We start from the raw sequence: 24,120 nt of genomic DNA on the forward strand, positions 1-24,120 counted from the left end.
GCCGGCCTGATAAATCTTAATTACATCTAATTACAGGTGGCTCCGGAGCGTCTCGGCGGTCGCGTCGCCGACGCCGTCGACGTCCGTGAGGTCGTCGACGGACGCCTCGCGCACGCTCTCGACCGAGCCGAACCGGCGCAGGAGGCGGCGGCGCGTCTCGGGGCCGACGCCGGGCACGTCGTCGAGGACCGTCGTGACCTCGTCGCGGACGGTCTGGTGGTAGGAGACGGCGAAGCGATGCGCCTCGTCGCGGACGCGCTGGAGCAGGTGCAGTTCGGGCGCGTCGTCGTCCCACCGGCGGGTGCCGGTCGGGGTCACCACCAGCTCCTCGGCCTTCGCGAGCGCGACGACGGGCACGTCCCAGCCGGTCTCCGCGAGCGCGTCGCGGGCGGCTCCGAGCTGTCCCTCGCCCCCGTCGATCAGGAGGAGGTCGGGGTCCGGGCGGTCGTCCTCGCCCGCGACCGCGCGCTCGGCGCGCCACCGGACCAGCTCGCGCATGTTCGCGTAGTCGTCGTTGCGGTCGGTGAGCTTCTTCCGGCGGTAGCCGCTCGTCTCCGCGCTCCCGTCGACGAAGCACACGTCGGAGCCGACCACCGCGGTCCCCTGCGCGTGGCTCACGTCGAACCCCTCGATCCGGGCGGGGCGGTCGCTCCCGAGTCGCTCGCCGAGCGCGCCGACCGGGTCCTCGCGGCCGCCGCGCTTGCGGGCGTTCTTCAGGGCGAGTTCGACGAGCTTCGCCTCCCGTCCCGCGCCGGGGACCCGGACCGAGACCCCCTCCGCCTCCAGCCAGTCGATCACGTCCGGGTCGGCGGGGCGCTCGGCGAGGAGGACCGCGTCCGGGAACTCCCGCTCGGCGTAGTACTGCGCGAGGAACGCGGACAACACCGCGGCGGGGGTGTTGGCGTCGGGGACGGCGGGGTCGGCGGGATCGGTCCCGTCTGTGTCGCCGTCGATCGATTCGTCCCCCACCGCCGCCGCGTCCAACCGGTGTCGGCTGCGGTCGACCAGCTGGCCGCGTTCGCTGTGGAGACGGGCGACGCGGGCGGTGTCGCCCTCGACGGCGGCCGCGAGCACGTCGACGGTGCGGTCGTCGGTGCGGTCGCTCACGGCCTCGCCGCCCTCGCCGTGGAACGCCTCGACCGCTTCGAGCCGGTCCCGGCGGTTCGCTGCGCGCTCGAACTCGGCGTTCTCGGCGGCGGCCTCCATCCGCCGACGCAGGGGGTCGGCGAGGACGCCCGTCTCGCCCTCGAAGAACCGGCGGGCGGCCGCCACGTCCTCGGCGTAGCTCTCGGGATCGATCTCGCCGGTGCAGGGGGCCGAGCAGATCCCCATCTCGTAGTCGAGACAGGGGCGGTCGCGGTTCGCGTACTTGTGGTCGGAACACCCGCGGAGGCGGTACTCGTCTCGGATCGCCTTCACGACGGCGTCCACGCGGCCCACGTCGGTGAAGGGGCCGTACGCGACCGCGCCCTCCTCGGGGTCGCGGGTCACCTCGATCCGCGGGACCGGGTGGTCCGTGATCGCGACCAGCGGGTACGACTTGTCGTCTTTCAGCCGGACGTTGTACCGCGGCCGGAGCCGCTTTATCAGGTTCGCCTCCAGCAGGAGCGCTTGCGTCTCCGTGTCGGTGACCGCGAACTCGATCCGGTCGGCGCGCCCGACCATCCCCCGAATGCGCCCCGAGCGCGGGTCGGCGTACGACCGCACGCGGTCGCGGAGATCGACCGCCTTACCGACGTACAGGGTCGCCTCCCCGGCCCGGAACTGGTACACTCCGGGGTCGGTCGGGAGGTCTGCGGCCCGCTCGCGCACGGCGTCGGCGTCCATCGGGTCCCGGTAGCCGCCGGACGCGTTTGAACGCTGCGGGCGACCGGTACGGCGGCGCCGCGTCGCCGCTCCCGTCACGGCCGCCCCGCCAATTATCAAACGTGAGTACCGAGGGGAACGGTTTATGCGGGTGCTTGTGAGAGCCCCACGTAGATATGAGGGGACTTCGAGGGCTGCTCCGACGCGCGCTTGGTCGGGACCGGGACTCGCGGTCGGTTCCGGACGGCGGGGTCGTCGTCGACGACTCGGCCGGGGCGGAACGCTCGGGAGACGCGGACGCGGGCGCGAAGGGGGAGGGAGAGTACAACGTCACGGAGGAAGACGGGACCGACCGCGCCGGCACGCTCGCCGCCGCCGGTCTCGAACAGGTGTTCAACTCGACCGGCGTCCCGACGTTCATCCTCGACCGCGAGGGGAACGTCGCGGAGTGGAACGAGTCCATCGCGTCGCTCACCGGAAACGAGCGCGAGGACGCGGTCGGTCACGCGCACGTCTCGGAGCTGTTCTATCCCGACGGCCGGCGGGCCGACACGCTCGCCGACAAGGTGCTCGACGCGCCGGAGACCGCCGACGAGGTGGACGGCGTCGAGCGCTGCGACTCGGCGCAGACCCGCTACCGGGACACCAGCACGATGGTCGACCGCCACGGCGACGAGAAGCACATCGAGTTCACGGCGACGCCGCTGTACGAGGGCGACGAGCTCGTCGGCGTCACCGAGGTCGTCATCGACCGGACGGAGAACATCAACCAGCGCGAGGCGACCGAGACCCTCGTCACCGAGGTCCGCGAGACGGCGGAGGCGATCGGCGAGGGGGACCTCGAGGCGCGGGCCGTCCGTCACGAGGAGTGCGAGATCCTCGACGAGGAGCTGTTGAGCGTCATCGACGTCGTCAACCGAATGGCCGAGAACCTCCAGGACCTCTCCGAGGGCGTCCACGAGCAGGCCCGCCAGATCGATCGGACGGTCCAGAAGGCCAGCAGCGCGGCCGCGGACATCGCCGAGAACGTCGACGAGCAGAACGAGCTGTTGGAGGAGAGCGTCTCGGAGATGCAGTCCTTCTCGGCCGGGATGGAGGAGGTCGCCGCGACGGCCGACCAGGTCGACTCCGCGGCGGTCGCGGCCAGCGAGGCCGCCGACGAGGGGCTCGACGCCAGCGAGGACGCCCGCGAGGCGACCGAGGACGTGGTGGAGATCGGCGACGAGCTCGTCGAGAGCGTCGGCGCGCTCTCCGAGCGCATGGACGACATCGAGGAGGTCATCGAGGTCATCTCCGACGTGGCCGAGCAGACGAACCTGCTCGCGCTCAACGCGAACATCGAGGCCGCCCGCGCCGGCGAGGGCGGGGACGGCTTCGCGGTCGTCGCCGAGGAGGTGAAGAAGCTCGCCGACGAGACCCGCGGCTACACCGAGGAGATCACGGAGAGCCTCGCGGAGCTGCAGGCGCAGTCCGACGAGACGAGCACCGCGGTCGAGCGCTCCCACGAGCGCATCGAGGACGCGGGCACCGAGATCGAGACGGTGCTCGACTCCCTCGAAGACATCGCGGACGCGGTCGACGAGGCCGCCGCCGGCGTCGCCGAGGTCGCACGCACGACCGACGATCAGGCCGCCACCGTCGAGGAGCTCACCTCGTCGCTGGAGGCGGTCCGCGAGCGCTCCGACCGCACCGAGGAGGCGACCGACCGCATCGTCGACGCCACCGACGATCAGGAGGTCGCCGTCGACGAGCTGATCACCCGCGTCGAGCGGCTCGACGCGAAGCAGTAGGCCGGTTTCGCGGCGCCGGGGTTCGCCCTTCGCGGCGTCAGGGTTCGCCCTTCGCGGCGCCAGCGGTCGTCCCCGTTCTCCCCGCCGCCGAACGTTTAACCGCGGCGAGCCCTCCGATCCCTCCATGTCCGCCACGCCGCCCGGCCCGCACGGCGACCCCCTCGTCGGCAGCGGCCGCCGGTTCGCAGACGACCCGTTCTCGTTCATGCGCGCCTGCGCCGACAGCTACGGCGACGTGACCCGGTTCGACCTCGGTCCGCGCGAGACGTACCTGCTCGCGAACCCCGCCGACGTCGAGCGCGTGCTCGTCGCCGACGCGGAGCGGTACCGCAAGCCGAACTTCGGCGACGGCGCGATGGGGCGACTGCTCGGCGACGGCCTCCTCATGAGCGAGGGAGAGACGTGGCAGCGCCAACGGAGGCTCGCGAACCCCTCCTTCCACAGCCGCCGGATCGGCGCGCTCGCGGGGACGATGGTCGACCACACCGAGGCGCAGCTCGCGGACTGGGCCGACGGCGAGGTCGTCGACGTCCAGCTGGAAGTCGCCCGGCTCACCGTCAGGATCATCGTCTCGGCGATGTTCGGCGCCGACATCACCGACGAGGAGGTCCGAACCGTTCAGGAGAAGCTGGAGCCGCTCGGCGCCCGGTTCGAGCCCGACCCGCGCCGGTTCCTGATCCCGGACTGGGCGCCGACCCGCGAGAACCGCGAGTTCGCGGCCGCGGTCGACACCCTCGAATCCGTGATCGACGGGATCGTCGAGCGCCGGCAGGGGACCGAGCGCGACCCCGCCGTCGACCCGGCCGGCCCGGAGGGCGTCGCGGTGCGCGGCCCCGCGGGAGACGGCCCCGCGGGAGACGGCGACGGCGACCTCCCCATGGACCTGCTCTCGGTCCTGCTGCGCGCCCGCGACCGCGGCGAGCAGACCGACGAGAACCTCCGCGACGAGCTGGTGACATTGCTGTTGGCCGGCCACGACACCACCGCGCTCGCGCTCACGTACACCTTCTACCTGCTCTCGAACCATCCGGAGGCCCGAGAGCGCGTCGCGCGGGAGGCCGCGGCGGCGACCGGCGGTGGTCGCGCAGTGGACGACGCGACCGCCGCCGACGACGCGACCGCCGCCGACGGCGCCCCCACCGCCGCCGACGCCCGCGAGATGAAATACACCGAGCGCGTCCTCAACGAGTCGATGCGCCTGTACCCGCCCGTCTACACCCTCTTCCGCGAGCCGAAGGTCGACGTGAAACTGGGGGGCTACCGGATTCCGGCGGGTGCCACGCTGATGTGCCCGCAGTGGGTGGTCCACCGCTCGCCGCGGTGGTACGACGACCCCGACGCCTTCGACCCGAACCGGTGGGAGCCGGAACGCCGGAGCCGGCGCCCCCGATTCGCCTTCTTCCCGTTCGGCGGCGGCCCGCGCCACTGCATCGGGAAGTCGTTCTCCCTGCTGGAGGCCAAGCTGATCCTCGCGAAGGTGTGTTCGCAGTACGATCTGGAGTACGAGGGGCCCGACCTCTCGCTGCGCGGGTCGCTGACGATGCACCCCGATCACCCGGTGCCGATGCGGATCCGCGAGCGCTGAGCGATGGCGGGCGAGACGGAGTCGTACTGCCGGCTCTGCGGGCAACCCCTCTCGCGGGGTGCCGTCGCGAGCCGACAGCGCGCCTGCTGTCTCAACGCGACCCCGATCGCCGGCGTCTGTCCGACGCACTGCCCGGTCGGGACGCATCACGCGGTCGACGAGTCGGGCGAGAGCGACGGCGAAGGAGATGCCGACGCAATCGGCCGAGAGTGAGAGGTGGGGTTGCGGTGCAGTCTGGGACTCAAAGGGGCAGCCGGGGCTTTGGAAGTGTTCACCGCGGAGTCGATGACATATCCACGATCAGCCGGTGTTTTGGACGCATCTGCCGCCGATCTACCACTAACCACTTACAGCTCGATCGACGCCGCGACCTCGCGGAACTCGGGGTCGTACAGGTCGAGCGCGTGGACCCGCCACCGGACCGGCTCGAACTCGGCACCGACGAGGTCGGCGACGACGCCCGGCTCGGGATCACCACCGCGCGCCACGGTAACGTGCGGCACATACTCCTCTCCCTCGATCCCCTCGACCGCGCCGTAGGCGGCGCAGAGCCGCCGATGGACCCGGACGAGCGCGTCGCTCTCGACGGCCAGATAGAGCACCGGTCCGGACCCCGACGCGGGCGCGTCGAAGACATCGATACCCGTCACGGCGACCGGGAAGGGATCGGTCCCCGCAAGCAGCGGGTGGAGGTCGTCGCGCAGGGCGTCGAGGGCGGCGGGCTTGGGCGGTGACGGTCCGCCGGCGGGAGGGCCAGCCGACGCGCCCGCACCGACCCCACCGTGGTCGTCACCCGCGACGCGGTCGGGCACGTCCTCGACGCCGAATCGCTTGCAGACGAGCGTGCGTCGGTCGCGCACCCGCTCGAACCCCGATAGTTTCGGGTGGAGATCCGCCGCGAGCCGGTCGACGGCGGGCGGGAGCGGGACGTTCAGGCTGAACACGCCTCAGATCCGATCGGCGAGCCGTAAGGCGATCAGCACGACGATAGCGACGGCGATCAGGCGCGGGATCGCGTCCAAGAGCGCGAACGTCAGGTCGAGCACCGTGTCAACGATCTCCAAGAGAAGCCACGCGATCGCGAGCACGAGGATTACCTTCAGGAGGTCGTCGACGTCGACGTCGGCGCGGTCCGCGGCTGTTCGGTCCATGACGGGAGCGACGACGGCGACGGGCAAAAAGCCCACCGGGGGCGCGTCACCGTTGCGCGATCAGGTGCTTCAAAACCCCTCCACGTCGAACGGAGCCCATGAGCCTCATCGCGTTCGACTTCGACGGTACGCTCTCCGACTCCGAGATGACGGTCCTGCTCGCGAAGCGCGCAGGCGTCGCCGACGAGGTGGCCGAGATCACCGAGCGGGCGATGAACGACGAACTCAGCTACGCCGAGAGCCTCTATCAGCGGGCGGAGCTGCTCGCCGGGCTCGACGAGGACGCGGTCGCGGCCGCGTTCGACGAGGTGGTGCTCCGGCCGGGCGCCGGGGAACTCATCGAGCGCCTGCAGGCCGAGGGCCACCACGTCGCCGTGCTCACGGGCGGGTTCGAGCGCGGAGTGGAGCGCGCGCTCGCGAAGCAGGGCGTCGAGGCCGACACGGTCGTCGCCAACCGACTCCCGATGGCCGGCGGAACGCTCACGGGGGAGGCCGAGGGGCCGCTCATCGAGGGGACGAAGGACGACGCGCTGGCGTCGCTCGCCGACGACCTCGGAATCCCGATGGCCGAGACGGTCGCGGTCGGCGACGGCGCGAACGACCTCCCGATGCTGGAGGTCGCGGGGGTCGCGATCGGGTTCGTTCCCAAGGACGCGGTCCGGCCGGTGTGCGACGCCGTCGTCGCCTCGATGTTCCGGCTCGGGAAGGTGTTAGAGGGGTACGACGTGCTCTCCGTGGCTGAGTGAGTCGGTGACCGTTGCGGTGTGAGCCGGCCGACACGGCGACACCGGATCGACTCCTCCCGTCTCGCCGTCACTCCCACCCCGGCGTTTCGGGGGCGCCCGCGTCGTCCTCCAGCTCGCGGACCAGCCGTTCGCGGTCGTCCGGGTCGAGCCCGACGGGATCGCCGTCGCCCGCGGCTCGCTCGCTCCACGCTCGGATCGCTCGGCCCGCCCACGAGTCGGCGTCGCGGGCGCGAGCCCGCGCCTCGGCCATCCGGTCGCGGTCGACGGAGAGCGAGCCGGGACTGGAGCCGACCGCGGCCCCGACGAACCGGGCGCGGTCGTCGGGTGTGAGCCGGTCTCCGCGGAGCCGGTCGATCACGCCGTCGAGGTCGTCGGGGTCGGGGTACGCGAAGACGGTCGCGCCGGCGGCGTGCGGGCCGAACGGGAGCGGCGGGGTGTCGTCGGGGACCGCGTCGTCGAGGAGGCGGTCGCCGCCGCCGGCGGCCTCGACGCGCTCGCACTCGGTCTCGGCGTCCAGTTCGAGGCCGTGGACGGGATACGTCGAGCAGGTCCGCGGGTAGCGCGCTCCCCCGTGAATCCGGCACTGGAGCGTGGTCGGATCGAGGAAGACGCAGGCGTCGAGCCAGCGGTGCCCGTCTGCGTCGATCGGCGCGACCGACTTCGGGGGCTTCCGCAGGCCGACCGCGAAGACGGGACGGTCGCCGGCGGCGGCGACCTCGACGCCGTCGATCCCGACCGCGGCGTCGCCCTCCGCGGGCGCGAACAGCCGGGGGACTAACACGTCGCCCAGGCCGTCGTCGAGGAACCCGGCGACCTCGTCGCGCGTGAGCGGCACGAGGTCGTAGGCGTCGTCGAGGGGCGGGCGGCGGTCGGTGCGGTCGGAGCCGGCCGCTTCGGGCGCGAGCGGTCGCCAGTCGACGCAGCAGCCGGCGCAGCCCTCGCAGCGGAGTTCCATCGTGATCGGCCGTACGAAGGGTTCGCACGCTCAAAAGGGATCGGCGGGCGCCGGGACCGTTCGGCGGTCCGTCAGAGCTCCCCCTTCGTGCTCGGCGCGTCGCTGCGGCGCCCGTCGAGCCGCGTCGCGTCGTCGAGCGCCCGCGCGAGAGCCTTGAACAGCGCCTCGACCTCGTGGTGGGCGTTGTCGCCGCACTCGATCGCGGCGTGGAGGGTCAGGCCGGCGTTGTGCGCCAAAGACAGCGCGAAGTGGTCGGCCATGACGCTGGTGAACTCGCCGACCGACTCCTGGGAGAACTCCCCCGAGAACTCGTAGTACGGTCGGCCCGCCACGTCGACGACGACGCTCGCGACCGCCTCGTCGAGGGGGACGCGTCGGTCGGCGTAGCGTCGGATGCCGCGCTTGTCGCCGAGCGCCTCGTCGAACGCCTCGCCGAGGCAGATCGCCACGTCCTCGACCGTGTGGTGGTCGTCGATCTCGAGGTCGCCGTCGCAGCTGACGGTGAGGTCGAACAGGCCGTGTTTCGCGAACGACGCCAGCATGTGATCGAAGAAGCCGACCCCGGTGTCGACCTCGCTGTCGCCGTCGCCGTCGATCGCGAGGATGAGTTCGATCGTTGTCTCGCTGGTCTCGCGGGTGACGGCCGCGCTCCGGTCGTGCTCGCTCATACTGACCCGTCACGGGGGATTGGTAAGTCGGTTGCGGGTGCGGCGGGATTCGGGTCCGAGAGAAGTGAGCGTGGTGCGGGAGTTGAGGGTTTATTTATAAATGGGATGCGGTGGCGCGTGCCTGCGAGCGGCCGAAAGGCCGCGAGTCGCATGCGCGAGGGACGCCGCGAACGCCCGAGGGCGTGAGCGGCGAGGCTGGGGAGGCGTGAGGCTGCGGTGCGGCTGCGGTCGGGTGGGACTCAAAGGGGCAGCCGGGAGGGCGGCGCAGGCGACGTAAGGACCGCAGGAAACGAGCAGAGCGAGTGACCGAGGACCGCAGCGAGCGTGCGCCGCCCTCCCGGCTGGGGCTTTGGAGGTATTCACCAACAATCCGCAGTCAAGGGTGTTATAGAACTATTCGCAAGGCTTTGGCTTCATCCAAGATTCGGTAGATTAAGCGTCAAAACGTGTCTTCTCATTAAATTTAGAGAAACACATTTATTCTAATAGCATGATAGCGTATTAATGACTGAAATAAACGATCAGCTGGGGAGTATAAAAAGGGTACTCTTAGAGAGACAAACTACTACCAATCAACGGATTGGACTCTTAGTAGTAGGTTCTCTAGGTTTACTGTTCAATTATGACGCCTTACTGGCGATTGCTTCCGTAGGTGCCGTCGAGTATATAGTAATATCCGGTAGCTTATCGTTATTGTTATGGGGTTTCTCAGAATTTTTCCCGCATTCCCTTCGAAAATTGAGTATTATATTCAAATTATTATCAGTATCTATGTTTGTTTTAGCAATATACTTCATGGGCCTTGTAATTCTATTTGTCACAAATATAGGGTTTGTGTGAATCGTTCTGTGACACTCTCATCCGCAGCCAGTTACTTATAAGCGATCAACGACGAACCTGCGGTCTGATGTTTAAACGTCGTCAGCCGCGTCCTGCGCCTCCCGCAGCGTGAGCCGGCCCTCGTACAGCGCGGTCCCGACCACGACCGCGGCCGCGCCGGCCTCCTTCAGCGCCACCACGTCCTCGATCGTCGCTACCCCGCCGGAGGCGACCACGGGGATATCGACCGCGTCGACGACGCCCGCGACCGCCCCGCGGTCGATCCCCTCCAGCTGCCCCTCCACGTCGACGTTCGTGAATAAGATCGCGCCCGCGCCCAGCTCCTCGTAGCGGGCGGCCGCCTCGGCCGGGTCGAGGCCGGTCCCCTCCGTCCACCCGCTCACGACGACCTCGCCGTCCTTCGCGTCGAGGCTGACGACGACGCTGTCGGGATGAGTCTCGTCGATCTCGGCGACGATCTCGGGCGTCTCTACCGCGGCCGTGCCCAAGATCACGCGGTCGAGCCCCAGATCGAGGAGGTCGCGCGCGCCCTCGGCGGTCCGGATGCCGCCGCCCAGTTGGAGGGCGACGCGGTCGTCGGCCCCGCCGTCGCCGTCCGCGTCGCCGCCGACGGCCTCCACCACCGACTCGATCGCGTCGGCGTTGACGCGCTCCCCCTCGAACGCGCCGTCGAGGTCGACGAGGTGGAGCGTCTGGGCGCCCGCCTCGACCCAGCGCTCGGCTGCCTCGACGGGGTCGCCGTACCGCTTGCCCGTGCCGCGCTCGCCGCCGACCAGCTGGACGACCTCGCCGTCCTGCACGTCGACGGCGGGGATCACCTCGAAGGAAGGGAAGCCGCTCATACCGGGACACAGTCGCGGGCGCCGATTAAACGGGTCGGTTCGGGCGGCACGCGAGAGAGATCCACGAACCGCATTCGCGACCCGCGACCGCGATCACTCCACCGAGATGAGCAGCGCCGAGATCTCCTCGTCGAAGGTCCCGGGCTCGGTCGCGAGCGCGTCGGCGGCCTCCGCGTCCGCGACCGTCCCGATCGCGGTCTCCGCGTCGACCGCCTCCGGGAACGCGCCGCCGACGGCCTCGGTGAGCGGCTCCGCAGGATACGCGCCGCCGGCGACCAGCACGTCGGTCCCGTCGTGCCAGACGCCCAGCCGGGACGCGATCGGCACGCGCTCGCCGAGCGCCGCGGTCGACCCGTCCGGAAGCGGAACCTCGCCGTCGAGGGCGAACTCGCCCTCCAGCCGCCACGTCGTCGCGGTGTGGCCGGTCTCCACCGTGCTCGTCCCCCGATCGACGACCTCGACGCTCTCGATCCCGCTCGCGTTCAGCTGCGACCGGAACGCGTCGACCGCGGCCGACTCCACCTCGGACAGCAGCTGGTCCCGCCCGACACCGGCCGGGAGGCTGTCGATCGCCGGCCGGACGTCGATCCGCGTGGCGAAGAAGACGACCGGCGACCCGCTCGCCCCGAACGCCTCCGACAGCGCCTCGGCGACGGAGACGTACTCGTAGACCCGCGTGTGTTCGAGCACCGTCACCGTCACCGGGCCGTACGTCTGCTCGAAGGCCGTGCTCTCCGACTCGTCGAGGAGCCGCCAGCCGTCCTCGATCCGGTCGCTCGTCACCGCCGGCTCCGGCACCGGTCCGTCGCGGGTGCCCAGACAGCCCGCCAGCCCGGCGACGGCGACGGCCGCGCCGCCCGCGAGCAGGCGGCGCCGCGTGACGCCGGTCGAATTTCTCCCCGACCCCCCCGTTTCCCGTCCGGCCGGTCTCCCGTTCATGAGGACCCGAAAGCCGGGACGCGGTAAATCGGTGTCGGCGGCGCTATCGAGGCTGATACCGCCGATCCGCCGCGGGACCCGTCCCGGATCGACGGCGTCGCGTCGGTCCACCGATCGTCGCCCCATCGCCCGCCTTGCCGCCGCCGACACGGATCGCTTATGTAACTACCGGGTGAAACAACTCGGTAATGACCAACGACGACACGACCGAGACGGACCGGCGTGACGCCTCCGACGACCGGAAGACGGTCTCCAGCGGTGGCGCCGGCCGACGCACAGATCGACGCACTGGGAGCCCCGGGCGCACCGGGAGCCCCGGGTGCACCGGACACGCCGGACACGCCGGGCGCGCCACCCGGCGGCGGTTCCTCGCGCTCGGCGGCGCGGCGGGGGTCGTCGCGCTCGCGGGCTGTAGCGCCGAGCCGACGGACGGCGGGGACGGAAGCGACGGTGGGGACGGGAGTAACGGCTCTGACGGAACGGACGGAAGTGACGGCGAGAGCGAGGAGGACGGCGAGGACGGCGCCGACGAGGAGACTCCCACCCTCACGGTCGCGACCTACAGCAGCTTCATCGACGCGCCGTCGGTGAGCCCCGGCGAGTGGCTCAAAGAGGAGTTCGAGTCGCGCGTCGACGCCGAACTGGAGTGGGCGACCCCGAACAACGAGGTGAACCACTACGTCGAGCGGGCCAGCTCGGGGGCGTCGATCGACGCCGACCTCTACGTCGGGCTCACCACCGAGGACCTCGTGCGCGTCGACGAGACGCTCGACGACGACCTGTTCGCCGAGCGCGGCGAGGTCGAGGGGTTCGACGACGTGCGCGACGGGCTGCTGTTCGACCCGTTCGACCGCGCCGTCCCCTTCGACACCGGCTACGTGAGCCTCGTGTACGACGGCACCGCGATCGAGGCGCCCGAGACGTTCGGCGGGCTCCTCGACGACGAGCACGCGGGCGCGCTCATCGCGCAGAACCCCGGCGCCTCGGCGACGGGGCGCTCGTTCCTGCTCCACACGGTCCACCGATTCGGCGACGGCCCGGACGGCGCGGTGGAGGGCGGCGACGGCGATCCCGACTACGACTACCTCGACTACTGGGCGGAGCTACAGGAGAACGACGTGCGCGTGCTCGGCTCGTGGGACGACGCCTACAGCGCCTGGAGCGAGGGCGAGGCGCCGATGGTCGTCTCCTACTCGACCGATCAGGTGTTCGCTGACATGGAGGGAGAGAACCTCGAGGAACACCAGATCCGATTTCTGAACGATCAGGCGTACGCCAACCCGGAGGGGATGGCCGTCTTCGCCGACGCCGACGAGCCCGAACTCGCCCGCGAGTTCATGTCGTTCATGTTGGAGCCGGACGTGCAGGGGCAGATCGCCGAGCGCAACGTCGCGTTCCCCGCGACCGACACGGCCGAGCTCCCCGAGGACTACGCCGAACTGGCGCAGGAGCCGTCCGACCCGGTGACGTTCACGTACGACGAGCTCCAAGGCTCGGTCAGTGAGTGGGTCGAAGACTGGGAGCGGCAGTTCGCCGGGAACTGACGGCGGCGTGTCCGACGCCAGCCCCGGCGCCGCCGACGCGACGGACGCCGCCGACGCGACGGACGGCGACCGATCCCGACCCCTTCGCGAGCGCGTCGCAGGACGCCTCCGCGGCCGCCTCCTGACCGCGCTCGCGGTCGTCACGAGCGCCGTGCTCGTCGCCGCGTTCTACTACCCGGTCGGAACCGTCCTGATAGAGGCGGTCGTCGTCGACGGCGTCCCCACCCTCGCGGTGTTCGCGGAGGTGTTCCGCGACCCGTTCTACTTCGGGGAGTTCGCGAGGCTGTTCGCGGGCGAGTCGCCGCCGGCGGTCGCACGGGCGCTCGCCTCGCCCGATCGCCGGCTCGGGATCGTCGGGTTCACCGCGTATCAGGCCGCGCTCTCGACGGTCGCCAGCGTCGCCTTGGGGCTCCCGGCCGCCTACCTCCTCGCGCGCTTCGAGTTTCCCGGCCGACGCACCCTGCGGTCGCTGACGATCGTCCCGTTCGTGCTCCCGTCGATCATGGTCGCCGTCGGCTTCGTCGCCACGTTCGGCACCAACGGAACCCTCAACGCGGTCTTGGCCGCCGTCGGACTCCCGCCCGTCGACCTGCTGTTCACGCTGGAGGCGATCGTGATCGCCCACGCGTTCTACAACGCGCCGCTCGTCGCGCGGGTGACGACCGCGGCGTGGGAGTCGGTCGACGCGAGCGCGGTCGAGACCGCCCGGAGCCTCGGTGCGGGGCCGGTCCGGGCCTTCTTCGACGTGGTCGCGCCGCAGGTGTACCCCGCCGTGTTGACGGGCGCGGCGCTCACCTTCGTGTTCACGTTCGGCACCTTCCCCATCGTCCTTGCGCTCGGCGGGTTCCAGCTGGCGACGGTCGAGGTGTTCGTCTACCGGCTCGTCCGCGACCTGAGCTACGCCGAGGCGGCCGCGCTGGCGATCGTCGAGCTGGCGATCTCGCTGGGGGTGCTGCTCGCGTACCTGCGCTACGAGGCGCGCAACACCGTCAGCTCGCGGGGCGTTCGACCCCTCCCGCGCAAGTCCCTGCTCCCCGACGCCCCGACCGTTCGGGAGGTGCTCCCGCGGCTCGGCCTCGCCGCCTACGTCGGCGTCGCGGGGTTCGTCTTCGTCGCGCCCATCGCCTCGATGGTGCTCGCGAGCGTCACGGGCGGGGACGGCGCGTTCACGCTCGACCACTACCGGTTCCTCCTCGCCCGACAGCAGACGGGCGCGGCGTTTCAGGTGCGGCCGTGGCCCGCGATCCGGAACTCGCTGGCGTTCGCGAGCGCCGCAACCCTGCTCGCGCTCCCGATGGGGGTCGTCGTCGCGGTGCTGACGACGCGGCGGTTCCGCGGGCGGAAGCTGGTCGACGCGGCCGCGATGGCGCCGCTCGCCGTCTCCGGGATCATCGTCGGGCTCGGGCTCCTCCGCGGGCTCGTCTTCGGCGTGGAGATCGCCGGGTGGCGGTTCGCGGCGACCGGCGCGGTCGCCATCGTCGTCGCGCACGCGGTCGCGGGCTACCCCTTCGTCGTTCGGACGGTCGCGCCCGGGCTGGAGGGGCTCGACCGCTCGCTGATCGAGTCGGCGCGGGCGCTCGGCGCGTCGCGGGCGCGGGTGATCCGCGACGTGGAACTCCCCCTCGTGTGGCCCGGCGTCGTCGCGGGCGCGGCGTTCGCCTTCGCCATCTCGATCGGCGAGTTCACGGCGACGGTGGTGCTCGCGACCGGCGCCGACGCGTACACGATGCCGGTCGCCATCGAACGGTTCATCGGGCGCCGGCTCGGACCGGCGACCGCGATGGGCGTCGTCCTCCTCGTGGTCACCGGACTCAGCTTCGTCGTCATCGAGCGGCTCGGGGGTGAGACGCGTGGGCTCTGAGCCGGACCCGTCGTCCGACTTCACTGATTCCGCCGCCCCCGCCGTCGAACTCGACGGCGTGATCAAGCGCTACGGCGACACCGCCGCCGTCGACGACGTGAGCCTCCGGGTGCGCGAGGGGGAGTTCTTCACGCTCGTCGGCCCCTCCGGCTGCGGGAAGACGACGACGCTCCGCCTGATCGCGGGGTTCGAGGAGCCGACCGCGGGGGCGATCCGCTTCTCGGGCGAGTCGGTCGCGGGCGTCCCCCCGGAGGACCGCGACGTGGGGGTCGTCTTCCAGAACTACGCGCTGTTCCCGCACATGACCGTCGGCGAGAACGTCGGCTACGGGCTCAACTTCGCGGAGCCGCCCGAGGGGATGAGCCGCGGGGAGCGCATCGCGGAGCTGCTCGATCTGGTGGACCTCCCGGACGCCGCCGACCGCGACCCCGAGAGCCTCTCGGGCGGGCAACAGCAGCGCATCGCGATGGCACGCGCGCTCGCGCCCGGCCCGGACCTCCTCTTACTGGACGAGCCGATGAGCGCGCTCGACGCGCAGCTCCGCGAGCGCCTTCGGGTGCAGGTCCGGCGCATCCAGTCGGAACTCGGGATCACCACCGTCTACGTCACCCACGATCAGGAGGAGGCGCTGGCGATCTCCGACCGCGTCGCCGTGATGCGCGACGGGACCCCCGAGCAGGTCGCCCCCCCGCGGACGGTGTACCGCGAGCCCGCCACCCGGTTCGTCGCCGAGTTCGTCGGCGACAACAACGCCTTCGCGGGACGGGTGGGCGACGTGGAGGAGGGTGCGGCCGAGGGCGGCGCGGGCGGCGGCGAGAGTGACGACGCCCCCCGAATCGCCGGCGTCGATGTCGGCGGCGAGACCCTTCGGGTCGCCGTGGATGAACCGACCGATGTCGCACCGGGCGACCGCCTCACCTTCTGCGTCCGGCCCGAGTACCTGCGGATCGACGAGGGGGAGAGCCGGGTTCGGGCGACCGTCGCGAGCGCGGAGTTCCTCGGCGAGACGACTCGCGTGACCCTTGACTGGGGCGGACGCGACCTCGTGGTCCGGACGCGCGACCCGCTCTCCGGCGAGGTCGTCGTCGGCTTTGACCCGGCAGACGCGCATGTGATCAGCGTCGACGGGGCATGACGGACGGTTGTTTTCCAAATAAAACTGCGGTGGCGCGCGCCTGCGAGCGCCCCGTGGGCGCGAGCAGCGCGTGCGAGGTCGTCGGGCTTCGCCCGACTGCCAGAGGGACCTTCGGTCCCTCGCTGGAGTCAGTCGCCCGGAGCGAAGCGGGAGGGCGACTGACGAGGCTGGGGAGGCGTGAGGTGCGGTGCGGAGCGGTGCGGGATGGGGCTCAAAGGGGCAGCCGCGAGGACGACGGCGCGCGACGTAAGGACCACAGACCACGAACGGAGTGAGTGGTCGAGGACCGCAGCGAGCGCACCGAGTCCTCGCGGCTGGGGCTTTGGAGGTGTTCACCGCGGGAACCACGTATAGCCGAGCGGCTGGGGCTTTGGAGGTGTTCACCGCGGGAACCACGTATAGCCGAGCGGCTGGGGCTTTGGAGGTGTTCACCGCCGATCCAGTATCAACCACGTACGACAGCGACACGCATTACCGCCGTGAACCCCTACCTCGCGTATGGCCTCGGAGCCGTGTTTCGTCTGCGAGCGGTCCGTCAGAATCGCCGGCGGGATCGGCGACCTGTGGAACTTCGCGTTCGAGTCGACGCAGGGACTGACCCTCGAACTCACCGACGGCTCGGAGTTCTTCCTCTGTTTCGAGTGCATGGAGGCGCTTCCTGACGACCACGAACCGACCGCGGACGACGTCGACGCCCTCCGCAAGCGAACCGATCCCGTCGAGGAGGACGGGAACGACTTCTGGCACTGGGGGTAGTCCCGACCGCCGGCGGTCGGTTCGCGGCCGAGCGCGCTCTCACTCCCGCTGCGTTCCGAACGCCTTCAGCGAGTTCTTCTCGAACGGCGCCGTCGAGAGCAGCGAGACGACATCCCCCGCCTGAAACGTCGTTTCGCCCTTCGGCGTGAGCATGTTCCCCTCCCGCTCGATGCCGACCACGTGGGTCTCTCGGGAGAGCTGTCCCTCCTCGACCGCTTGTTCGATGGTGTTGCCCGCGATTTCGGCGCCTTCCGAGACGGAGAACTCGGCGACCTCGGCGTCGCCCGCGAGGCTCATGAAGTCGGTCAGCGACGGTCCCTTCGGAACCGTCTCGGGGCCGAACGGGTCGTACGGCCTGTGGTACTCCCCCTGCATCACGCTCTCGTCTTCGATCGTCAGCCCGAGGTCGGAGAGTTCGCCGGCGACGTGGTTGATGTCGTCGGTGTCCGCGCCGACCACGGTCACCAAGAGGTTGGCCGAACCGGACATCAGCTCTTGGACGCCGACGACTCCCGAAACGTCGAGCGCCGACTGCGCGAGCTGCGTCCGCTCCGGGATCGGGGCCGTACACCTGAACAGGTAGGTGATGTACCCACCGATCGACTTGTAGTCGATGTCGGCGAGATACCCCCGGAGGATGCCCCGCTCTTCGAGCTGGTCGATCCGGTTTCGGATCGTCGCCGGCGTCACCCCCATCTCCTCGGCGATGTCCGAGGTTGCCGTGTTCCGCGCGTCCACCGCGAAGTAGTAGAGGATGCGCTTGTCGATCTCGTCGATGCGGTGTCCCATGCTCGAACTACGGTCAGACGGCACAAAGGATTTCTCATAATTTCACTTCCGCAGATTGGTGTTTTTGCTGGAGAGATAATACACCGTCTTTAATTCGCTTAGGAAAAATACGATGGCAATATTTATTTTTAGGCAAAACAACCGGGCGATACAGGTTCCGTAACGAAATGCTGCCCGTGGTGTTTCCCGGCCGCACGCCGGAGCCACCTCGACCGGAATCCAACCAGCCGTAACACACTCAAAATATGACTTCAACCGACACCGATCGCCCGGACGGCGTCTCCGACGACGTGGTCGCTGCGCTCGAGGATTGCAGCGACACGCAGCTCAGGGAGATCATCCATTACGCGCAACAACTCCTCCGAGAGCAGCCGACGCTAACGGACGCGATCGAGTCGCGAGGCGAGGAGGAACTCGTTCACGCGGAGGACCACGGCGCGTACACGATCGCCGTGGTAGAGCGTCCGAACGAGACGGGGAGCGCGCGCGGGCCGTTCGCGTACAGGATCGGTTGGGACCCCGCGAGAGATGAGGGGGACGGGGGGTACCGGTGGCACTACCTCGGACGGGTTCACGACGCATCCGATGGGGCCGACGATGCGTGAATCGCCTCGTCGGGCCATCGGCTCGGTCGCCGGTTGCGACCGGCCTCCGCGCGGCCGAGACGCGAGCGTGCGAATGAGGCCGGAACTCGCCTGTGGAATCCGCTGACCCAGACACCAGATCAATCCATGTACATCATCATCGTCGGAGCCGGCGACATCGGAACACCGCTCATCGAAATCGCAACGCGCGCCGGATACGAGGTCGTCGTCATCGAGACGGACCCGGAGAAGGCGGACGCGGTCGCGAGCGACCACGACTGTATGGTCCTCAACGCCGACGCGACGGTCAAAGAGAACCTCACCGACGCCGGAAGCGATCGCGCGGACGCGATCATTACCACGACCGATCAGGACGCGACCAACGTGATGGTCTCGCTGCTCGCACGGGAGCTCGAGGTCCCGAACGTCGTCTCGGTCGTCCACAACCCCGAGCACATGAACCTGTTCCGCCAGATCGGCGTCAGCACCATGCAGAACCCGCAGCGGCTCATCGCGGAGTCGCTCTTCCGCTCGGTCGATCGCCCCTCCATCGTCGATTACATGCGGGTCGGAGAGGTCGCCGAGGTGTTCGAGATCACGGTCGCCGACGGGGCGCCGATCGCCGGAAAGACCCTGATCGAAGCCGACGAGGAGGGGCTCCTCGGCGACGAGACGCTCGTCGTAGCCATCGAACGAGACGACGCGGATTCGCCGATCACGCCCCGTGGGGGAACCCGCGTCGAGACGGGTGACCTGTTGACCGTCTACTCCGGCACCGGCGCGACGCCGGACGTGACGGACGTCTTCGGCCACTATGAGGATCAGGAGAACGGCTCGAACGGGGTGCGACTGTGACCGTCCAGCCGGTCTCGTGGGCCGACCCATCCGACGCAGGAGGGGTATGAGGGTCAAAACGGACACCGTCGGACGCGACGTGGGTCGAATCATCCAGGCGGTGTCGCTGATGATGCTGATCTCGCTCGTCGTGGCGGCGGTCAACGGCGAGTTCTACACCGTTCCGGCGTTCGTGGCCTCCGCGGTCATCATGGCCGGGATCGGTGCCGGCCTCGTCCGTCGATACCGCGGCGCCGACCCGCCGGCGAAACGCGAGGCGATGGTCACCGCCGCCACGGCGTGGGCGCTCGTCGGCGTCCTCGGCGGGCTCCCGTTCGTCCTCATCGCGTGGACGATCCAGATAGATCCGTTCCCCGCCTGGATGAACACGCCGCCGATGGACTCGACGACCGCGATCTTCCTCACCCCGCTCGACTCCGTGTTCGAATCGATGAGCGGCTTCACGGGGACCGGACTCACGATGGCGGCCGTCGAAGAGGAGCTCCCGCGCGCGCTCCACTGGTGGCGATCGTTCATCGAGTGGGTCGGCGGCGTCGGCGTCATCGTCCTGACCGTCGCGATCCTCCGCCGGGGAAACGGGAGCAGCGGGTCGTACACGCTCTACGAGAGCGAGGCGCGCTCCGAGAAGATCCACCCGAGCATCGTGACGACCGTGCGGGAGATCTGGAAGATCTTCGTCGGTCTCACCCTCGGCTCGATCGCCTTATTCCTCCTCGCCGGCATGCCGCTGTGGGACGCGATCAACCACGGGATGACCGGCATCGCGACCGGCGGATTCTCGGTGCACGCCGACTCGATCGGCCACTACGGCAGCCCGCTGATCGAGTACGCCACGGTCCCGATCATGGTCGCAGGGAGCATCGCGTTCCCGGTGCACTACCTGATCTTCAAAGGCGAGATCCGGAACTTCTACGCCGACCTGCAGACGCGGTGGGTGTTCATCTGGTTCACCGTCGGGTCGCTCGCGCTCACCGCGATCCTCTACGCGAACGGCCAGTACGCGACGCTCGAAGAGACGTTCCGGGTGAGCCTGTTCCAGTTTGTCTCCGCGACGTCGAACACCGGGTTCGGGAGCGCGGCGATCGGCGGCGGCACCGAGCGGGTCTGGACCGCGGGTCCGACGCTTCTCGCGTGTCTCGGGATGCTCACCGGCGCTGCGGCCGGGTCGACGGTGAGCGGGCTCAAGCTCATCCGCGTCATCACCCTGATCAAGGGGACGGTCTGGCAGATACGGGACGTGTTCCGGCCCCAGACCGCGATCAGCTACCTCCGGATCGGTGACCGGCGCCTCAGCGAGGCGCAGGCGCAGCGCGAGTACACCGAGGCGACGGTCGTGTTCGTTCTCTGGCTCGCGTTCCTCGCCCTCGGCGTCGCCGTCCTCTTGCGGGTCCTCGCTCCGACGTACCCGCTGGAGTACGTGATCTTCGACGTGATGAGCGCACAGAGCAACGTCGGGTTGGACTCAGGGATCACCGGCCCGACCATGCCCGACACGGCGAAAGCAATGTTGATCGTCAACATGTGGGTTGGCCGCCTCGAGATCATTCCGGTGGCGGTGTTGATCGGGTCGATCATCCGCCGGCTCGACCGCTCCGCGTAGCGGAAGCGGCCTCCGAACCGGCCATCGATCTCGATCGCATCGACGCCGCGTTTTTGAACGTATCACAAGGTCCATACCCTCGCGCAACGCGGTACGATCCATCAGGTGGATCCCGTGACCGAGAAACGCGAATACCGCGACGACTACGACGACAAGACGCTGTACATCCCCGGCCCGACCGAGGTCCGCGACGACGTGATCGAGGCGATGGCGGAGCCGATGTTCGGCCACCGGATGGACCGGATGACCGATCTGTACACCACCATCGTCGAGGACACGAAGGCGTTCCTCGGCACAGACAACGAGGTCGTGATCCTCACCGCCTCCGGCACCGAGTTCTGGGAGGCGTCGACGCTCAACCTCGTCGACGAGAACATCTTGGTGCCGACCTGCGGCAGCTTCAGCGAGCGCCACGCCAACGTCGCCGAGCGGCTCGGGAAGGACGTCGACCGGCTGGAGTACGAGTGGGGCGAAGCCGTCAAACCCGAGGACATCCGCGCTCACCTCGAATCGACGGACAAACAGTACGACGTGGTCGCGACCGTGATGAACGAGTCGTCGACCGGCGTCCGCAACCCCGTCGAGGAGATCGGCGACGTGGTCGCCGACTACCCGGACACCTACTTCGTCGTCGACGCCGTCTCGGCGCTCGGCGGCGATTACGTCGACATCGACGAGCACGACATCGACGTGATCTTCGCCTCGACGCAGAAGGCGTTCGCGATGCCGCCGGGACTCGCGGTCTGCGTCGTCAGCGACGACGCCTACGACCGAGAGGTCGAGAAGGGCGAGTCCTCGTGGTACGGCGGCTTCCGCCGCACCACCGACTACTACGACCGGAAGGGCCAGACCCACTCGACGCCCGCCATCCCGATCATGTTGGCGTACCGCAAGCAGATGAAACACATGCTCGACGAGGGCCACCGCGCCCGCGACGAGCGGCACCGCGAGATGACCGAGTACGTCCACGACTGGGCCGACGAGCACTTCGCGATGTTCCCCGAGGAGGGGTACGAGTCACAGACGGTCGCCTGCATCGAGAACACGCGGGGGATCGACGTCGCCGCGACCATCGAGGAAGTGAGCGCGGAGTACGACATGGCCTTCTCGAACGGCTACGGCTCGCAGCTCGGCGAGGAGACGTTCCGGATCGGCCACATGGGCGAGCACACGGTCGAGAGCGTCGAGGCGCTCACCGACGTCATCGAAGACGTCGCCGGGTTGTAGCGCGGACGACTAGTCGGAATCTCCTCTTAATCGTCCTGCCGCGGCTCGACGAGTTCGATCCGGTACCGCCGACCCCCCGGGTCCGTTTCCTCGACCGCGACGACGACGAACGACTCCTCGCCGACGTCGATCATGTCGCCCGGAGATAGCGGGCCGTCGTCGCCGGCCTCGCCGCGCCGCCGCCGGTTCTCTCGCGCCCGGCGGTCGGCGTCGCCGACGACCTCCGGTCCGACGCTGATCGTCCCCCGTTCGGCCGCGATCACGCGGCCCCAGAACGCGTCCGACGGCGGTCGCGGTCCCACGCGCTCGGCCAGTTCGGCTCTCGTCAGTCGCTTCATCGCGCCATCGCCGATCTCACAGCCAGAGCAGTTGTGCGTGTCGGGTCTCCTCGAACTCCAAGACGGTCTCCTCGTCGACGAGCCCGGCCTCGACGGCGACGCCGACGGCCTCGGTGCCGACGATGTTCGCGACCTGCGCGCGGTGGAGCCCCGCGACGACCTCCTCGGCGGTCGCCTCGACCGCGTCGTCGCCGCCATAGAACTCCTCGCTGACGGTGATCGTCGCACGCCCGTTGTCGAACGTCTCGCCGAGACAGTCGGCGTCACAGACGGAGACGAGCCGTCCCTCGGCGGTCTCTCGCTCGCGGAGGAGCATCTAAAAGCCCTCTGGCTCCTCGCCCTGAAGCTCTCGCTCCGGCTCCTCGCTCGCGCCACCCTCTCCGCCGCGGCCGCCACGCCCGCCTGCGCCGGGCTGGCCACCGGGACCGGGTCGACCGCCCTGACGGCCCTGTCCGCCGGGACCGGGCGCCTGCCCGGTCTGTTCCTCGACCATCTGTTCTTCCGCCTCGCGGCGGATCTCCTCGGCGCGGTCGGCGACCTCCTCGGCCTGCTCGTGTTCGCCGGCCTCCTCTAACGCGCGGGCCTTCTCCTCTAACACGCCCGCGCTCCGGTAGCCGAGCCGGATCGCGTTGTCGAAGCAGCTGACGGAGTCCTCGGCGAGCCCGCGCTCGACCAGCAGGAACCCCCGGTTGTACCACGCTTCCGCGAAGCGCGGGTCGGTCTCGACGGCGCGCTCGGCGTGTTCGAGCGCCTGCTCGCCGCGGCCCGACTCCCAGAGCGCGTACGCGAGGTTGGTCTCGGCGGTCGCGGCGTGCTCGGAGTCGTCGTCGATCCGCAGCGCCTCCTCGTAGGCGCCGATCGCCTGGTCGAACTCCTCCAGCTCGGCGTGGGCCGCGCCCTTGTTCACCCACGCCTCCTGGGCCTCCAGCGAGTCCTCCTCGGCGAAGTGCGCGGCGCGCTCGAACGTCTCGGTCGCCTCCTCGTGGCGGTTGATCCCCATGTACGACAGTCCCACGTCGATCAGCCGCTCGACGTCGATGGCGTCGCTCTCGACGTTCCGGCGGTCGAGGATGTCGGTGAGCACGCGGGAGTCGACGGGGTCGACCGTGTTCGGGTCGGCGTCGATCTCCTCGGGGTCGAGGGTGAACTCCTCGTAGTCGGCGTCGACGCCCTGCCCGGCGGAGAACTCGTGGCGGTCGTCGTCGCGTTCGTCGGTCATATACCCGGTTTAGCGGGTCACGACGCGTAAGGGTTGCGTCGGAGCGTCGCGGTGAGGGTACTTTGTTCTACAACGGCAAATTCTCAAAAGGAAGATAATAAGAACCCGAATCATAACGAGTATGTGAAATTCAACAGCGTTCCAGATAAATAGTACGTCGTGTCCTCACTCCCTGTATCTTGTTTTCTCACGAACGACTTTGCTGCAAATATGATGCTTAAGCCAGTATACGCACTAACATAGACGAACGAAATAATCAGGACATTCTCCAACTTTCCAATAAGCCATCCAGTATCTTGATCGAGATCGTCGTTCGAATCGATATCACTCCCCGTTAATTTATTCAGTCCGAAATTCACTATGGCGGTGCTCGTACCTAGAAGAAAGAGTCCTCCTATAATCAACGGTGTCTTATCCACAAACACGTCTGGTGTTCTGTCGACAAGCCATAGCTGAGCAATACATAACAGGACGGCACCAACGAGAAATATCATATCATATGTCCATATGTATCCCCCTCCCCGGGGCGAGTTATCCATCGTACACCACCGCAATTACCTCCTGAAGGTAATCTCTCAACAGTTTTGTTTGTGAGTAAGAGATACTGTCAAGCGCTTTTGAAACAGCCTGTTGTTTGATTTCGAGCCGTTCTGCGACTTCTGTCTGAGAACCTAGTTTTTCGTACGTCTGTACGATTTCGTTTTGCCGTGCCGTCCACGTTGTTCGATTCATCAACAATAAGTTAATATTATTTGATACTAATACATCTATCACCGTCTCTGTATCTAAATAAAGTACGTGTTTAGCCCCGTCTGATTTCGTCACTATCTCGTAGGTGGTGGCCTATGACAGACACATGGTCTGCCAGCAGGGAGTCAGTCTACATCCTC

The 24,120-nt window shown here is 68.7% G+C and carries 24 protein-coding genes; 12 read left to right on the plus strand and 12 right to left on the minus strand.

Annotated elements, in window-relative coordinates:
• Nucleotides 1-30 precede the first annotated feature (30 nt).
• Nucleotides 31-1,827, minus strand: coding sequence for an excinuclease ABC subunit C (locus ESO89_RS14610; protein ID WP_128906197.1), 1,797 nt, complete (start codon nt 1,825-1,827; stop codon nt 31-33).
• 155 nt (nt 1,828-1,982) lie between these two features.
• Between ESO89_RS14610 and ESO89_RS14615 the strand changes: the two genes are divergently transcribed.
• The 3 genes from ESO89_RS14615 (at nt 1,983) to ESO89_RS14625 (ending at nt 5,394) form a co-directional block, all read left to right on the plus strand.
• On the plus strand, nt 1,983-3,596 hold the full coding sequence (locus ESO89_RS14615; RefSeq protein WP_128906198.1) for a methyl-accepting chemotaxis protein: 1,614 nt from the start codon (nt 1,983-1,985) through the stop codon (nt 3,594-3,596).
• A gap of 124 nt (nt 3,597-3,720) precedes the next feature.
• On the plus strand, nt 3,721-5,181 hold the full coding sequence (locus tag ESO89_RS14620) for a cytochrome P450 (RefSeq protein ID WP_128906199.1): 1,461 nt from the start codon (nt 3,721-3,723) through the stop codon (nt 5,179-5,181).
• A 3-nt stretch (nt 5,182-5,184) separates the two neighbouring features.
• Nucleotides 5,185-5,394 carry a hypothetical protein gene (locus ESO89_RS14625; RefSeq protein WP_128906200.1) on the plus strand — a complete coding sequence of 70 codons (210 nt, stop codon included), beginning with the start codon at nt 5,185-5,187 and terminating at the stop codon, nt 5,392-5,394.
• Between the two features lie 134 nt (nt 5,395-5,528).
• Here ESO89_RS14625 and ESO89_RS14630 read toward each other — a convergent pair whose 3' ends face one another.
• Nucleotides 5,529-6,125, minus strand: a complete 597-nt coding sequence (locus tag ESO89_RS14630; protein WP_128906201.1) for a 2'-5' RNA ligase family protein — start codon at nt 6,123-6,125, stop codon at nt 5,529-5,531.
• 3 nt (nt 6,126-6,128) lie between these two features.
• The gene (locus ESO89_RS14635) at nt 6,129-6,332 is read right to left on the minus strand and encodes a DUF7554 family protein (RefSeq protein WP_128906202.1); all 204 of its coding nucleotides are present in this window, start codon (nt 6,330-6,332) and stop codon (nt 6,129-6,131) included.
• A 98-nt stretch (nt 6,333-6,430) separates the two neighbouring features.
• Between ESO89_RS14635 and serB the strand changes: the two genes are divergently transcribed.
• On the plus strand, nt 6,431-7,078 hold the full coding sequence (gene serB, locus ESO89_RS14640; protein WP_128906203.1) for a phosphoserine phosphatase SerB: 648 nt from the start codon (nt 6,431-6,433) through the stop codon (nt 7,076-7,078).
• Nucleotides 7,079-7,145: 67 nt separating this feature from the next.
• Here serB and ESO89_RS14645 read toward each other — a convergent pair whose 3' ends face one another.
• The 4 genes from ESO89_RS14645 to ESO89_RS14660 form a co-directional block, all read right to left on the minus strand.
• Nucleotides 7,146-8,033, minus strand: a complete 888-nt coding sequence (locus tag ESO89_RS14645) for a YkgJ family cysteine cluster protein (RefSeq protein ID WP_128906204.1) — start codon at nt 8,031-8,033, stop codon at nt 7,146-7,148.
• Nucleotides 8,034-8,104: 71 nt separating this feature from the next.
• Nucleotides 8,105-8,701 carry an imidazoleglycerol-phosphate dehydratase HisB gene (gene hisB / locus ESO89_RS14650; RefSeq protein WP_128906205.1) on the minus strand — a complete coding sequence of 199 codons (597 nt, stop codon included), beginning with the start codon at nt 8,699-8,701 and terminating at the stop codon, nt 8,105-8,107.
• A 911-nt stretch (nt 8,702-9,612) separates the two neighbouring features.
• A complete protein-coding gene (gene hisA / locus ESO89_RS14655; RefSeq protein WP_128906206.1) occupies nt 9,613-10,383 on the minus strand; it encodes a 1-(5-phosphoribosyl)-5-[(5-phosphoribosylamino)methylideneamino]imidazole-4-carboxamide isomerase in 771 nt (256 codons plus the stop codon).
• A 93-nt stretch (nt 10,384-10,476) separates the two neighbouring features.
• A complete protein-coding gene (locus ESO89_RS14660; protein ID WP_128906207.1) occupies nt 10,477-11,322 on the minus strand; it encodes a DUF6517 family protein in 846 nt (281 codons plus the stop codon).
• Nucleotides 11,323-11,510: 188 nt separating this feature from the next.
• Between ESO89_RS14660 and ESO89_RS14665 the strand changes: the two genes are divergently transcribed.
• From ESO89_RS14665 to ESO89_RS14680, 4 genes are all read left to right on the plus strand, one after another.
• Nucleotides 11,511-12,866, plus strand: a complete 1,356-nt coding sequence (locus tag ESO89_RS14665) for a thiamine ABC transporter substrate-binding protein (protein WP_128906208.1) — start codon at nt 11,511-11,513, stop codon at nt 12,864-12,866.
• Nucleotides 12,867-12,873: 7 nt separating this feature from the next.
• Nucleotides 12,874-14,727, plus strand: a complete 1,854-nt coding sequence (locus ESO89_RS14670; protein WP_128906221.1) for an ABC transporter permease — start codon at nt 12,874-12,876, stop codon at nt 14,725-14,727.
• Nucleotides 14,717-15,862: an ABC transporter ATP-binding protein gene (locus ESO89_RS14675; RefSeq protein ID WP_128906209.1), complete on the plus strand. Its 1,146-nt coding sequence runs from the start codon at nt 14,717-14,719 to the stop codon at nt 15,860-15,862. Before ESO89_RS14670 ends, ESO89_RS14675 begins: the two co-directional genes overlap by 11 nt.
• Before the next feature lie 498 nt (nt 15,863-16,360).
• Nucleotides 16,361-16,618, plus strand: a complete 258-nt coding sequence (locus tag ESO89_RS14680; protein ID WP_128906210.1) for a DUF7561 family protein — start codon at nt 16,361-16,363, stop codon at nt 16,616-16,618.
• 39 nt (nt 16,619-16,657) lie between these two features.
• On the opposite strand, the gene ESO89_RS14685 is transcribed toward ESO89_RS14680, so the two are convergent.
• The gene (locus tag ESO89_RS14685; protein ID WP_128906211.1) at nt 16,658-17,407 is read right to left on the minus strand and encodes a winged helix-turn-helix transcriptional regulator; all 750 of its coding nucleotides are present in this window, start codon (nt 17,405-17,407) and stop codon (nt 16,658-16,660) included.
• Nucleotides 17,408-17,652: 245 nt separating this feature from the next.
• On the opposite strand from ESO89_RS14685, the gene ESO89_RS14690 reads away from it, so the two are divergent.
• The 4 genes from ESO89_RS14690 (at nt 17,653) to ESO89_RS14705 (ending at nt 21,673) form a co-directional block, all read left to right on the plus strand.
• Nucleotides 17,653-18,012 carry a hypothetical protein gene (locus ESO89_RS14690; protein ID WP_128906212.1) on the plus strand — a complete coding sequence of 120 codons (360 nt, stop codon included), beginning with the start codon at nt 17,653-17,655 and terminating at the stop codon, nt 18,010-18,012.
• Nucleotides 18,013-18,138: 126 nt separating this feature from the next.
• Nucleotides 18,139-18,846 carry a potassium channel family protein gene (locus tag ESO89_RS14695; protein WP_128906213.1) on the plus strand — a complete coding sequence of 236 codons (708 nt, stop codon included), beginning with the start codon at nt 18,139-18,141 and terminating at the stop codon, nt 18,844-18,846.
• A 46-nt stretch (nt 18,847-18,892) separates the two neighbouring features.
• A complete protein-coding gene (locus ESO89_RS14700) occupies nt 18,893-20,446 on the plus strand; it encodes a TrkH family potassium uptake protein (protein ID WP_128906214.1) in 1,554 nt (517 codons plus the stop codon).
• 114 nt (nt 20,447-20,560) lie between these two features.
• Complete coding sequence (locus ESO89_RS14705) at nt 20,561-21,673, plus strand: pyridoxal-phosphate-dependent aminotransferase family protein (protein ID WP_128906215.1); 1,113 nt, start codon at nt 20,561-20,563, stop codon at nt 21,671-21,673.
• Nucleotides 21,674-21,699: 26 nt separating this feature from the next.
• Here ESO89_RS14705 and ESO89_RS14710 read toward each other — a convergent pair whose 3' ends face one another.
• The 4 genes from ESO89_RS14710 to ESO89_RS14725 form a co-directional block, all read right to left on the minus strand.
• Complete coding sequence (locus tag ESO89_RS14710) at nt 21,700-22,011, minus strand: hypothetical protein (protein WP_128906216.1); 312 nt, start codon at nt 22,009-22,011, stop codon at nt 21,700-21,702.
• Nucleotides 22,012-22,027: 16 nt separating this feature from the next.
• A complete protein-coding gene (locus tag ESO89_RS14715; RefSeq protein WP_128906217.1) occupies nt 22,028-22,327 on the minus strand; it encodes a DUF424 domain-containing protein in 300 nt (99 codons plus the stop codon).
• A complete protein-coding gene (locus ESO89_RS14720; RefSeq protein WP_128906218.1) occupies nt 22,328-23,230 on the minus strand; it encodes a tetratricopeptide repeat protein in 903 nt (300 codons plus the stop codon).
• A 110-nt stretch (nt 23,231-23,340) separates the two neighbouring features.
• Complete coding sequence (locus ESO89_RS14725) at nt 23,341-23,769, minus strand: hypothetical protein (protein WP_128906219.1); 429 nt, start codon at nt 23,767-23,769, stop codon at nt 23,341-23,343.
• Nucleotides 23,770-24,120: the final 351 nt, after the last annotated feature.

Source organism: Halorubrum amylolyticum (assembly GCF_004114995.1).
GTDB lineage: Archaea > Halobacteriota > Halobacteria > Halobacteriales > Haloferacaceae > Halorubrum > Halorubrum amylolyticum.